This is a genomic window from Polaromonas sp. P1_G2, from assembly GCF_056405515.1.
Map to the genome: position 1 here is coordinate 1 of NZ_JBFUBY010000168.1, position 12,550 is coordinate 12,550.

Here is a 12,550-nt window from a genome sequence, read left to right on the forward strand (position 1 = left end):
GGATGGGGGTTGGGGTGTCGTAGCCCTGCTCGAGCACGGCCTTCAGAATGGCCGGGGCCAGGTTCAATTCTTCAAATGTCATGATGTTGCGCCGTGTGGCGCTTTAGATCGGCCTGTTGGGCACCTTGCTGGAAGGCAACCCGCCAGTCAAAGGCAGATGGGGTCAGAAAGTGGGCCGAAAACATCGTAAGCAGCCACTTGAAGCGGTACCCGGATGTGCCCAAATGTTGCAGGCAACTGGAGCCAGCAACGCCTGTATTGTCGCACAGCAACGATAATGGGGGCATTCACGCATAAATCACGCTTTGCCAAAAGGCGTTTGCGCCCAGGCGCGGCGTGTCGTTCCAGCCCGCAAGAAAGCCTGCAGGGCAGCCCGTAAAACCATTTTTGCGGACCGCCGGCAGCCCGTTTTCTGGCATTGTTTTTCATTTTTACCAAAGTTAATCCTGATGGCTCAGTACGTATTTACTATGAACAAGGTCGGCAAGATCGTGCCGCCCAAGCGCCATATCCTCAAAGAGGTGTCGCTCAGCTTCTTCCCGGGCGCCAAGATCGGCGTGCTGGGCACCAACGGTTCCGGCAAGTCCACGCTGCTCAAGATCATGGCCGGCCTGGACACGGAAATCGAGGGTGAAGCCACCCCCATGCCGGGCCTGAACATCGGCTACCTGCCGCAGGAACCCAAGCTGGACCCCGAGCACACGGTGCGCGAAAGCGTGGAAGCCGGCATGGGCGCGGTGTTCGCCGCCAAGGCCCAGCTCGAAGCCGTGTACACGGCCTACGGCGAGCCCGACGCCGATTTCGACGCACTGGCCGCCGAGCAGGCCCGCCTGGAAGCCATCATCGCCACCGCCGGCACCGATTCCGAACACCAGCTTGAAATCGCCGCCGACGCGCTGCGCCTGCCGCCCTGGGACGCCAAGATCGGCGTGCTATCGGGCGGCGAAAAACGCCGCGTGGCCCTGTGCAGCCTGCTGCTGTCACGGCCCGACATGCTGCTGCTTGACGAACCCACCAACCACCTGGACGCCGAATCGGTGGACTGGCTGGAGCAGTTCCTGCAGCGCTTTTCAGGCACCGTGGTGGCCATCACCCACGACCGCTACTTCCTGGACAACGCCGCCGAGTGGATCCTGGAGCTGGACCGCGGCCACGGCATCCCCTGGAAGGGCAACTACAGCAGCTGGCTGGACCAGAAGGGCGAGCGCCTGGCGCAGGAGCAAAAGGGCGAGGAAGCACGCGCCAAGGCCCTGAAGAAGGAACTCGAATGGTCGCGCCAGAACCCCAAGGCGCGCCAGGCCAAGAGCAAGTCGCGCCTGGCCCGCTTCGAGGAACTCTCGGACTTCGAATACCAGCAACGCAACGAAACCCAGGAAATCTTCATCCCCGTGGCCGAGCGCCTGGGCAATGAGGTCATCGAGTTCAAGAACGTCAGCAAGTCCTTCGGCGACCGCCTGCTGATCGATAACCTGAGCTTCCAGGTGCCCGCAGGCGCCATCGTCGGCATCATCGGCCCCAACGGCGCGGGTAAATCCACGTTGTTCAAGCTGATCGCCGGCAAGGAAGCACCGGACAGCGGCGAGGTCGCCATCGGCAAGACCGCGCGCATGGCCTTCGTCGACCAGCACCGCGACGACCTGGCCAATGAAAAAACCGTCTGGGAAGACATCTCCGGCGGCCTGGACATGCTGACCGTCGGCAAGTTCACCATGCCCAGCCGCGCCTATGCCGGCCGCTTCAACTTCAACGGCGCCGACCAGCAAAAGCGCGTCGGCATGCTGTCGGGCGGCGAGCGCGGGCGCCTGCACCTGGCCAAGACCCTGATCGCGGGCGGCAACGTGCTGATGCTCGATGAACCCTCGAACGACCTGGACGTGGAAACCCTGCGCGCGCTCGAAGACGCGCTGCTGGAATTCGCCGGCTCGGTGTTGGTGATCAGCCATGACCGCTGGTTCCTGGACCGCATCGCCACCCATATCCTGGCCGCCGAAGGCGACAGCCAGTGGACCTTCTTCAACGGCAACTACCAGGAGTACGAAGCCGACAAAAAGAAGCGTTTGGGTGAAGAGGGTGCCAAGCCAAAACGCGTCCGTTTCAAAGCCCTGCACTAGGCTTGCGAGCTGTCATGACAGACCAGGAGGTCCTGGACAGGACCCGCCATTGGCTCGAAAAGGCCGTGATCGGGCTCAACCTGTGCCCGTTCGCCAAGGCGGTCTACGTGAAGAACCAGGTGCGCCTGGTGGTGAGCCGTGCCCGGCATGCGGACGACCTGCTTGAAGAACTGGATCGCGAACTGGACTTGCTGGCGGCGACGCCGGCCGAAGAGGTCGACACCACGCTGCTGATCCATCCCACCTTGTTCGAGGACTTCCTGGATTTCAATGACTTCCTGGAAATTGCCGAAGGCGTGGTGGATGAACACGGCCTGGAAGGCGTGATCCAGCTGGCCAGCTTTCACCCGCAGTTCCAGTTTGACGGCACCGAGCCCGACGACATCGGCAATTACACCAACCGCGCGCCCTTCGCCATCCTGCATTTGCTGCGCGAGGAGAGCGTCGAAAAGGCCGTGGAGGCATTCCCCGAGGCCGAGGCCATCTTCGAGCAGAACATCGCGACGCTTGAAAAACTCGGCCACATGGGCTGGAAGGCGCTGGGCCTTTAACCGCGAGTGCCGGCCCTATTTGGGCAAATACTGTTTGAGCACCGCCTGCAGCTGGGCGAAGTTAAAAGGCTTGGTCACATAGCCGCTGGCACCCAGACGCAGGGCTTCTTCGAGCCGCTCCGACTCCGCGCTGGCCGACAGGAACACAAAGGGCACCTGCCTGAGCGCGGGCTCCGCCTGAAGCGCGGCCAGTACTTCCATGCCGTTCATCTGCGGCATCATCACGTCGCAAAAAATCAGGTCCGGCAGCTGCTCCCGGGCCAGTTGCAGGCCGGCTTGGCCGTCCGCGGCGGACAGGCCTYCATGGCCCTCCAGCCGGACGAAGCGCAGCAGGTTGTCCCGTATATGGGACTCGTCTTCAATCACCAGGATGCGCGCCATTTTTCTTTCGCATTGAAGGCCCCGCTGTCATTGTTGGAGGGGCGGATATTCCCTGTGCCGCCAGCCGGCGGGCTGTGCCGCAGCGCCGGTCTGGTGGCCCATCTTATAGCGTTGCCGGGCTTGAATGTTCAAATCGTGACGGTAAAGCGCGTGCCCTGGCCCACGGTGCTGGCAACTTCGATGCGGCCGCCGTGCAGGTCGACGGAATTCTTGACGATGGCCAGGCCCAGGCCCGTGCCCTGGATTTCGCCGACGTTGCTGGCCCGGTGAAACCATTCAAACAGGTGGGGAAGTTCTTCGGCCGGAACCCCTATGCCCTGGTCCGAGACCTCAAAGGCCACCCGTCCTTCCGAAGAAAAGACGCGAAACAGGACTTTCCCGCCCTGCGGCGAATATTTGATGGCGTTGGACAGCAGGTTGCCGAAAATATGCCGCAGCAGCTTTTCATCGAAGAGCCCGATCGCCGGACTGGCCTCGAATTCCAGGGCCAGCTCACAGCCTCCTTCCGAATGCTGGATGCGGGCATCTTCGACCAAGTCCTGGCACAGCGTTTGCAGGTTGACCTCGGCCGGCTGGAACTCCAGCATTTGCGCCTCCACCTTGCCCAGCAGCAGCACGCGGTCCAGCATCTGGGTCATGCGCTGCACGCCGGTTTCTATGGTGGCGATGACTTCGGTTTTTTCGGGTTCGGGCAGGCGGTCGCCATAGTGCTTGAGCAGCTCGGCGGACGACAGGATGAAGGCCAGCGGCGTGCGGAATTCATGCGAAGCCACCGAGATGAAGCGTGACTTCATGTCGTTGAGTTCGGTCTGCCGCTGCAGCGTCTGGCGCTGCGTCAGCTCGGCCTGCAGGCGGGCGGTGGCGTCCACCACGAAGATCAGGGTCGCCTCGCGCTTGCCCCATTCGATCTGCACGGCGGAGAGCTCCAGCGAGCGCACCTCGCCGGCCTGGGTGATCACGCGAAAACCGTACATCGAGTCGACCTCGTCGCCCCGCAGGCGGCGTTCGTGGCGCTCCCGCATCACCGGCAGGTCGTCGGGGTGAACAGTCGCGGTGTAGGGCTGGGACAGCAGGTATTCCCGCGGATGGCCCACGATGCGTTCCAGGCTGGGGTTGGCGAACACCATGCGGCCGTCCTGCACCACCACGACGCCGACGCCGACGTTTTCAATCACCGTGCGGTAGCGCTCTTCCGATTTGCGCAGTTCGTCGAGCGCCTGGTAGCGCTCGATGGCGCTGCTGACGTGATTGGCCACGAAGGAGAGGATGTCCGCGTCCGAATCACTGTAGGCCACGCCCGGTTCATAGCCCTGCACCGCGAGCACGCCGCCTATGGTGCCGCGTATGTGCATGGGAACGCCCAGCCAGGAACTGAAGGTCATGTCGCCGCTGCCTTCCGTCACCTGGCCGCCGGCTTCGAGCAGCTTGAGCCGCGCCGCATCGATGATTTGCGGCCGGCCGGTGCTCAGCACGAACTCGGTCAGCCCGCGACGGTAGGGCACGTCGCTCAACTGCAGGGTGTCGCCGTCGCGCTCGTCCACGTAGTAGGCGAAATTCTTGCGCTGTTTTTGCGCGTCGTAAAGGCAGACGTAGCAGTTCTTCGCATACAGCAGTTCGCCCAGCAGGCCGTGCACCGATTGCAGGAAGTCATAAAAGGACAGGTCGGCCGCGGCGCGCTCGGCGATGCGGTAGAACACCCGCTGCAGGGTTTCGGCTTTTTTCTGCTCCAGCGCCTCGGCCTGCAGCTCGCGGGTGCGCTGCTCCAGCCACAGCGTGGCCGAGGTTTCCTGCTTCTGCTTTTCAAGTTGCAGCTCGCGGTAGTCGGCCTGCAGCGCCTGGTGTTGCTGCTGCAACTGCTTGAGCTGGAGTTGCAGGTCGGCGTCGGACGGCATGGCGCGGCTTTTGTGCTCGGGTGGAGTGACGGGCCGCCGTGCCGGCATCAGGGTGTGCCCAGCCCGTCCACCGTCTGGAACATGGCCTCGCGCGCCTGCGCCACGATCTGCGTGCGCCATTCGTCGGTGTCGACGTAGAACGCGTCCATCATCTGGCGCTTGATCGCCGCGTGCACCTCGGGCGGCGCTTCGGGGTGCTTGTGCAGCCAGTGGTCGGCGCGCAGCGCGCCTATCATTTCGAGGATGGGCAGCGTGCCGTATTCCATGGCCATAGCGGTGTATTCGGCCCGCGGGCACTCGTCGTGCGCGGCGTACGACATCAGGCCCGTGAGTTTGGCCGAGGTCGAGGAGCCGTCGTAGAAAGAGGTCACGGGCGTGGCGCCGCCGCCGTCCCACCAGGCGCGTGCGCGCGCCAGGGATTTAGCGTCGTCGTTGCCGGCAAAGATGCGCTCGCCCAGGCCGCTGGGGCCCAGGCCCGTGTGCAGATCCATCCAGGCGATGCGTGTGGCTTGCTGCGCGAAGGTTTGCAGCACTTCGCGCAGGGTGCGGTTGTTCCAGGTCGGCGCGGTGCCGCCGAAGAACATGCCGTCGGCGTATTCATGCTGCCCCTGCGACACCGCCGCCTGGTAGCGCGTCACGCCGTGGGTGTCTATATAGGCCGCGATGGCGGCCTCATTCGCTGCCGTGGGCGGCCATTGCTCGGGCAGCAGCAGGTCGTGGACTTCGCGGTAGGCTTCGTTCTCGGGCAGGGGCTGGCTGAAGTCATGGAAGTTGCGGTTCAGGTCCACGTTTTCATGCGTGGTGCGCCGCGCGTACGAAAAGCCGTGCGGGTTGAGCGCATGGATGTATAGCACCGCCACGCCGCCCGCGCGGGCCCTGGCGCGCCATTCGGCGTCGTGCGCGGCGTACACCTGCACGCCCGAGCCGCAGTAGCCTTCCACGCCGTGGCAGGCGCTGCTGACCACAAAGAGGCGTTCGGCATCGGGTTCGCCGTCCAGGGCCACGTCCATGGCCAAGGTTTCGCCGTCGCGGCCCTTGAGCGGGTGTTCGTACGAACGCAGCGCCATGCCGGCGGCGCCGGCCGCCTCGAGGAATTTGGCGCGCGCAGCCGCATAGCTGGCCGAAAAAGCCGCATGTATGTTCATGGTGTCGTTGTTGGAGGTCAGGGTCAGGCCCTGGCAGCCGTGCCCAGCCAGCGCGTGGCCAGCTGGACCCAGTAGGTGCCGCCCAGGGGGATCAGGTCGTCGTTGAAGTCGTAGCTCGGGTTGTGCAGTGTGCAGGGCCCCCCGCCGTGGCCCATTTCGCGGTGCGCGCCGTCGCCGTTGGAAATGAAACAGTAGGCGCCGGGTTTAGCCTGCAGCATGTAGGCGAAGTCTTCGGCGCCCATGGTGGGCTCTTGCGCCAGTACGTTGGCCGGCCCCACGATGTCGCCCATCACCCGGCGCGCGAAGTCGGCCTCGGCGGCGCTGTTGACGGTGGGCGGGTAATTGCGCGTGAACTTGAACTCGCAGCGCGCCTCGAAGGCGGCGCAAGTGTGTTCGGCGACTTCCTTCATGCGTCTTTCGATCAGGTCCAGCACCTCGATGCTGAAGGTGCGCACCGTGCCCTGCAGCTCGCAAAAATCGGGCACCACGTTGGTGGCTTCGCCGGCGTGGATCATGGTCACCGAGATGACGCCCGCGTCGACCGGCTTTTTGTTGCGGCTGATGATGTTCTGGAAGCCCTGCACCATCTGGCAGGCCACCGGCACCGGGTCTATGCCGGTGTGCGGCATCGCGGCATGGCCGCCCTTGCCGCGTATGGTGATCTTGAATTCGTTGCTCGACGCCATCACAGGCCCCGCGCTGACGGCGAAAGTGCCGACAGGCGCGCCCGGCCAGTTGTGCATGCCGAAGACGGCTTCGACGGGAAATTTTTCGAAGAGGCCGTCCCTGATCATCTCGCGCGCGCCGCCGCCGCCTTCTTCGGCCGGCTGGAAGATCAGGTAAACCGTGCCGTCAAAGTCGCGGTTCTGCGAGAAGTGGCGCGCCGCGGCCAGCAGCATGGCGGTGTGGCCGTCGTGGCCGCAGGCGTGCATCTTGCCCGGCTGTGTGCTGGCATGGGGGAATTTGTTGAACTCCTGCATGGGCAGGGCGTCCATGTCGGCGCGCAGGCCCACGGCACGGCCGCAAGCGCCGCCGTCGCGCCCATGCACGATGCCGACCACGCCGGTCGTGCCCATGCCGCGGTGAACCGGGATGCCCCAGGACTCGAGCTTTTGCGCGACCACGTCGGCGGTGCGCACTTCCTGGAAACACAGTTCAGGGTGGGCGTGGATGTCGCGGCGCACGGCCGCGATGTCGGCCGCTCCGGCCAGGATGGATTCAATGATTTTCATGATGATGTCCCCTAAGAGTACATATTACCCAAGCCGGTTCCGCTTTGCATGACAGTGCCTGGGTTCCTGGTATTAGTGCCTAAATCCGGCCTTCTTCGACCGCATGGCAGGCCACACGAACGCCTTCGAGCGGCAGGAACTCCGGCCTTTCGCTGCGGCAGCGTTCGTTGGCATGCGGGCAGCGCGGGTGGAAGGTGCAGCCGCCGGGCGGGTTCAGCGGATTGGGCACTTCGCCCGACACCGGGGTGCGGGCGCGGCCGGTGTCGTGCATCTTGGGGATGGCGTCCAGCAGCATGCGTGTATAGGGATGGCGCGGCCTGTCGAACAGGCTGTGCTTGTCGGCCAGTTCCACGAGGCGGCCCAGGTACATCACGCCGACCTGGTCGCTGACATGGCGCACCACCGCGAGGTTGTGCGAGATGAAGAGGTAGGTCAGGCCGCGCGTGCGCTGCAGGTCCTTCATGATGTTGAGCACCTGCGCCTGCACGCTCACGTCGAGCGCCGAGGTGGGTTCGTCGCAGACCAGGAATTCAGGCTCGGTGGCCAGCGCGCGCGCGATGGAGATTCGCTGGCGCTGCCCACCCGAGAACTGGTGCGGGTACTTTGGCATGTCCAGCGGCGACAGGCCGACTGACTTGAGCAGCTCGCCCACGCGCTCCTTGAGCGCGGCGCCGCCCTCCAGGATGCCGTGCTCGCGCAGCGGCTCGGCGATGATGTCTTCGATCGTCCAGCGCGGGTTCAGGCTCGCGTACGGGTCCTGGAAAATCATCTGGATACGGCTGCGCAGTTGCTGCCCGGCCGGTGTCTTGAACACCGCATGGGCGTTCTGGCCGTCAAAGGTCAGGCCGCCGCGCGTGGGTTCATACAGGCCCACCAGCAGGCGCGCCACGGTGCTTTTGCCGCAGCCCGATTCACCGACGAGCGCCAGCGTCTTGCCCTTTTCAATCTCGAAGCTCACGCCGTCAACGGCCTTGAGCAAGAGGCGGGGCTTGCGTTCCAGCACGCGGTTCAACCAGGGAGGCGATACGTCGAAGGTCTTGGCCAGGTCATGCGCCTGGACCAGCGGGGCCTCCGCGCTCGTTGCGCTTTGCAATGTTTCGATATTCRGGATCCCGCTCATGCCACCACTCCCGCATGCGCATCGTGCAGCCAGCACGCGGCGCGCGTGGCGCCGGCCGGCATCAGGTCGGGCMTGTCCTGTCGGCAGCGGTCAAAAGCCTTGGGGCAGCGCGGGTTGAAGGCACAGCCCTGTGGGATGGCGTTCAGGCGCGGCATGGCGCCGTCGATCTGGTAGAGGCGCTCGCGCTCCACCGCGATGTCGGGAATCGCGGCCATCAGGCCTGCGGTGTAGGGGTGCGACGGGTGGTTGATCACCTGGTGCACCGGGCCTATCTCGGCGATACGCCCGGCATACATCACGGCCACGCGGTCGCAGGTCTCGGCGATCACGCCCATGTCGTGGGTGATCAGCATCACGGCGGCGCCGCGCTGCCTGCAGATGTCTTTGAGCAAGGTGATGATCTGCGCCTGGATGGACACGTCGAGCGCGGTGGTCGGCTCGTCGGCCACGATCAGCTTGGGCTCGGCCGCAAGTGCCAGCGCGATCACCACGCGCTGGCGCATGCCGCCGGAGAACTGGTGCGGGTAGTGGTCTATGCGCTGCGCRGCCGCCGGGATGCCGGTGTCGTTGAGCAGCTCGATGGCGCGCGCCCTGGCTTCCCGCGCCGTCACTGGCAGGTGGGCCTGTATGGTTTCCACCAGTTGCCGGCCTATGGTGTAGAGCGGGTTCAGCGAGGTCAGCGGGTCCTGGAAGATCGCTCCTATCTTGCGTCCGCGGATGTGGCGCATGCGCTCGTGCGGCAGGTTGTCGATGCGCTCGCCTTCCAGCAACACCTGGCCGCCGGCCACGCGCCCAGGCGGCTCCAGCAGGCCGATGATGGCGGCGCCGGTCAGCGATTTTCCCGCACCCGATTCGCCCACCACGCCCAGAATTTCACCGGGCGCGATGTCGAAGGAAATGTCGTCCAGCGCGCGCAGCGTGCCGCATCCACCACTCGCCCGAGAACAGGTAGTCGTTGCCCACGCGGATCAGCGTGCCCAGCGAGGGCGAGGTGGGCGGCGCGCCCACGCCCAGGAAGGAGAGGGTGGCCTCGGTGATGATGGCGGTCGCCACCTGGATGGTCGCCAGCACCAGCACCGGCCCCATCACATTGGGCAGCACGTGGCGGCGCATGATGCGCAGCGGCGCCACACCGGTGACGCGGGCGGCCTGCACGTATTCCTTGCCGCGTTCCACCATGGTCGAGCCGCGCACCGTGCGCGCGTACTGGACCCAGCCCGACTGGCCCATGGAGATCGACAGAATCAGCACGCCCATGGCCAGCAACTGGCTGGCGTCGGGAAACACCGCGCGCCCCACGCCCGCAATCAGCAACGCGACCAGGATGGGCGGAAACGAGGACATCACGTCGCAGACCCGCATCAGGGCCGAGTCAATCCAGCCTCCGCGAAAGCCCGCAAGCAGGCCCAGCGAAACGCCGGCCAGCATGGACAGGATGACGGAGGCGAAGCCCACGACCAGCGAGATGCGCGCGCCGTACATCAGCGCCGACAGGATGTCGCGCCCCYGGTCGTCGGTGCCCAGCAGGTATTTGGAACTGCCCTGCGCGCTCCAGGCCGGCGGCAGGCGCGCATCGCTGAGTTCCAGCGTGCTCAGGTTGAACGGGTCATGCGGCGCCACCCAGCCGGCAAACACCGAGCAAAAAATGCAGACCAGCGCAATGGCCGCCGCCACCATCGCAACCGGTGATGTGCGAAAGCTGTGGCCTACATCACTGTCAAGCCAGCGCGCAAGGGTTTTTTTCATCAGAAGGAGCGTGCAGTCAGTGTCATCAAGGGCGAATGAAGCGAGACCCGTGCCAGCCAGCAACAGCGCGGAACCGGCTTTGCCGGGCCGCAGCTGTTGTCCCCTGCAGGGGAGAGGCCGCTACGCGAAGCGAGAAGGCAACAGGGGGGTGGTTACTTGCCCTGTATGGGAGAGGCCGTTACGCGCAGCGAAAAGGCAACAGGGAGTGTTTATTTTTTTATGGTCATCCACTTGAAGAACATGAAGTTGTCGGCCAGCTGGACCAGCTCGATCTTCTTGCTGGTGCCCCAGGCCAGCGACTGCTGGTGCAGCGGCAGGTGGCCGACGTCGGCATTGTGGATGTCGAAGGCTTCCTTGATCATCGCGTTGCGCTTGGTCTTGTCGGTTTCGGACTGGATCTTCTTGGTCAGTTCATCGACCTTGGGGTTGCAATACGCGCCCAGGTTGAACTGGCCGGCGCCCTTGTCGTCCACGCAGGCGACCAGTGCATTGAGCGCGTTGTGCGCGTCATAGGTGGCCGGCGTCCAGCCCAGCAGGTAAAAACTGGTGTCGCGGCGCAGCACCTTGGGGAAGTAGGTGCCCTTGGTTTCGGCCTGCAGGTTGATCTTCACGTTGATGCGCGACAGGTTGGCGGCCACGGCCTGGCAGATGCGGCTGTCGTTCACGTAGCGGTCGTTCGGGCAGTTCATGGCCACTTCAAAACCGTTGGGGTAGCCTGCCTCGACCATCAGTTTCTTCGCTGCTTCCGGGTCGTAGGGCAGGCGCTTGTTCTGCTCAGCCTGGAAGCCGTTGATGCCGGGGCCTATCAGAAGCGCCGTCGGGCTGGAGGCGCCGCGCATCACGGTCTTTTTGATGCCGTCGATGTCGATAGCTTGGTAAAACGCCTGGCGCACGCGCTTGTCTTTGAACGGGTTCTTGCCCTTGATGTTCGAATACAGCAACTCATCGCGTTTCTGGTCCATGCCCAGGAACACGGTGCGCATTTCCGGGCCGACCAGCACCTTGGTGCCGGCGTTGCCGTTGACGCGTTCGATATCCTGCACCGGCACCGGTTCCATCACGTCGACCTCGCCCGACAGCAGGGCGGCGACGCGGGTCGCGTCGTTGCCGATGGGGGTGTAGATCACTTCCTGGACGTTGCCGTCAATCTTGCCCCAGTAGGTGCCGTTGCGGACAAAGGTGGTGCGCACATTGGGCTGGCGCTCGCGTACACGGTAGGGGCCGGTGCCGTTTGCGCGGAAGGACGCCGCGTTTTMGATGCCCTTGCGGCGGTCCACCGGCCGGGTCGCCTGGTTGGTCTCGCACCACTTCTTGCTCATCATGTAGACCAGCGAGATCACGCCCGGCATGCCGTCATGGAATTGCACGCCCTTGCGCAATTCGAAGCGCCAGACAGTCGGCGAGGTCTGCTTCCACGAGGTGGCCAGGCCCGGGGCCAGGCTCAGGTCCTTGTTGCGGATTACCAGGCCCTCGTAGGCATTGCCGGTCACGCTGAGCTGCAGCGATTCGTTGAGCGAATGCGGGTCCATGGACAGCGAGTCGCCCTGGTTGGCGACCCTCAGGGTCTGCGCGGATGCGACAAAGCTGGTGGCCGCGAAGGCGCACAGCAGGCTGGCCGAGAGCAGTTTGGACTTGAATTTCATCGGGAACTCCTGGTGGAAGGGATGAGGGCTTGCGGGGTAAAAACGGAAAAAAAAGCGGAGGAAAAGGGTGCGGACTGAGGTGTCAGTGGCCCGCCGCGTTGCCGACGCGCAGCCTGGGGTCCACCGCGAAGTACAGCAGGTCGACGACCAGGTTGATGATGACAAAAATCAGCGCGATCAGGCACAGGTAGGCCGCCATCACCGGGATGTCGGCGAAGGTCACCGCCTGGATGAACAGCAGGCCCATGCCGGGCCACTGGAACACGGTCTCGGTGATGATGGCGAAGGCGATCAGGCCGCCCAGCTGCAGCCCGGTGATGGTCATCACCGGGACCAGCGTGTTGCGGAGCGCGTGGCCGAAGTGGATGACGCGGTCGGGCAGGCCGCGGGCGCGCGCGAACTTGATGTAGTCGGTGCGCAGCACTTCCAGCATTTCCGCGCGCACCAGCCGCATGATCAGCGTGAGCTGGAACACCGCCAGCGTTACGGCCGGCAGCACGATGTGGTGCCAGCCGTCGGCCTTGAAGAGGCCGGTGCTCCACCAGCCGATCTGCACGGTTTCGCCGCGGCCGAAACTCGGGAACCAGCCCAGGCCCACGGCGAACACCAGGATCAGCAGGATGCCGATCAGGAAGGTCGGCAGCGATACGCCCAGCAGCGAAATCGTCATGAACACCTGGCTCAGGAAACTGCCGCGGCGCAGCGCCGAATACACGCCCATGGGGCTGT

11 protein-coding genes are annotated in these 12,550 nt (G+C 64.5%); 2 read left to right on the top strand and 9 right to left on the bottom strand.

Going from position 1 to position 12,550, the window contains the following annotated elements; translation table 11 throughout:
• Positions 1-449: 449 nt before the first annotated feature.
• Positions 450-2,111, top strand: coding sequence for an energy-dependent translational throttle protein EttA (ettA, locus tag AC1D0P_RS16720; RefSeq protein WP_477677777.1), 1,662 nt, complete (start codon positions 450-452; stop codon positions 2,109-2,111).
• 14 nt (positions 2,112-2,125) lie between these two features.
• On the top strand, positions 2,126-2,662 hold the full coding sequence (locus tag AC1D0P_RS16725) for a DUF1415 domain-containing protein (RefSeq protein ID WP_477677778.1): 537 nt from the start codon (positions 2,126-2,128) through the stop codon (positions 2,660-2,662).
• A 15-nt stretch (positions 2,663-2,677) separates the two neighbouring features.
• On the opposite strand, the gene AC1D0P_RS16730 is transcribed toward AC1D0P_RS16725, so the two are convergent.
• From AC1D0P_RS16730 to AC1D0P_RS16770, 9 genes are all read right to left on the bottom strand, one after another.
• Positions 2,678-3,043 carry a response regulator gene (locus AC1D0P_RS16730; RefSeq protein ID WP_477677779.1) on the bottom strand — a complete coding sequence of 122 codons (366 nt, stop codon included), beginning with the start codon at positions 3,041-3,043 and terminating at the stop codon, positions 2,678-2,680.
• A 128-nt stretch (positions 3,044-3,171) separates the two neighbouring features.
• Positions 3,172-4,935: a sensor histidine kinase gene (locus AC1D0P_RS16735; RefSeq protein ID WP_477677780.1), complete on the bottom strand. Its 1,764-nt coding sequence runs from the start codon at positions 4,933-4,935 to the stop codon at positions 3,172-3,174.
• Positions 4,936-4,982: 47 nt separating this feature from the next.
• Positions 4,983-6,080: a M14 family metallopeptidase gene (locus tag AC1D0P_RS16740; protein ID WP_477677781.1), complete on the bottom strand. Its 1,098-nt coding sequence runs from the start codon at positions 6,078-6,080 to the stop codon at positions 4,983-4,985.
• A gap of 23 nt (positions 6,081-6,103) precedes the next feature.
• Positions 6,104-7,312 carry a M20 aminoacylase family protein gene (locus AC1D0P_RS16745; protein WP_477677782.1) on the bottom strand — a complete coding sequence of 403 codons (1,209 nt, stop codon included), beginning with the start codon at positions 7,310-7,312 and terminating at the stop codon, positions 6,104-6,106.
• 79 nt (positions 7,313-7,391) lie between these two features.
• Positions 7,392-8,432 (bottom strand): ABC transporter ATP-binding protein, encoded by a 1,041-nt coding sequence (locus tag AC1D0P_RS16750; protein WP_477677783.1) that lies wholly within the window; start codon positions 8,430-8,432, stop codon positions 7,392-7,394.
• Positions 8,429-9,304: an ABC transporter ATP-binding protein gene (locus AC1D0P_RS16755; protein WP_477677787.1), complete on the bottom strand. Its 876-nt coding sequence runs from the start codon at positions 9,302-9,304 to the stop codon at positions 8,429-8,431. Before AC1D0P_RS16755 ends, AC1D0P_RS16750 begins: the two co-directional genes overlap by 4 nt.
• A gap of 1 nt (position 9,305) precedes the next feature.
• Positions 9,306-10,178, bottom strand: coding sequence for an ABC transporter permease (locus AC1D0P_RS16760; protein ID WP_477677784.1), 873 nt, complete (start codon positions 10,176-10,178; stop codon positions 9,306-9,308).
• Between the two features lie 209 nt (positions 10,179-10,387).
• Positions 10,388-11,821, bottom strand: a complete 1,434-nt coding sequence (locus AC1D0P_RS16765) for an ABC transporter substrate-binding protein (protein WP_477677785.1) — start codon at positions 11,819-11,821, stop codon at positions 10,388-10,390.
• 82 nt (positions 11,822-11,903) lie between these two features.
• On the bottom strand, positions 11,904-12,550 hold a 647-nt coding region (locus AC1D0P_RS16770), incomplete at its 5' end, for an ABC transporter permease (protein WP_477677786.1).

Excerpts from the sequence above, each read along its gene's own strand:
- ettA (WP_477677777.1), top strand. The coding sequence starts at position 450 with ATGGCTCAGTACGTATTTACTATGAACAAGGTCGGCAAGATCGTGCCG.
- AC1D0P_RS16725 (WP_477677778.1), top strand. The coding sequence starts at position 2,126 with ATGACAGACCAGGAGGTCCTGGACAGGACCCGCCATTGGCTCGAAAAG.
- AC1D0P_RS16735 (WP_477677780.1), bottom strand. The coding sequence starts at position 4,935 with ATGCCGTCCGACGCCGACCTGCAACTCCAGCTCAAGCAGTTGCAGCAG.
- AC1D0P_RS16740 (WP_477677781.1), bottom strand. The coding sequence starts at position 6,080 with ATGAACATACATGCGGCTTTTTCGGCCAGCTATGCGGCTGCGCGCGCC.
- AC1D0P_RS16745 (WP_477677782.1), bottom strand. The coding sequence starts at position 7,312 with ATGAAAATCATTGAATCCATCCTGGCCGGAGCGGCCGACATCGCGGCC.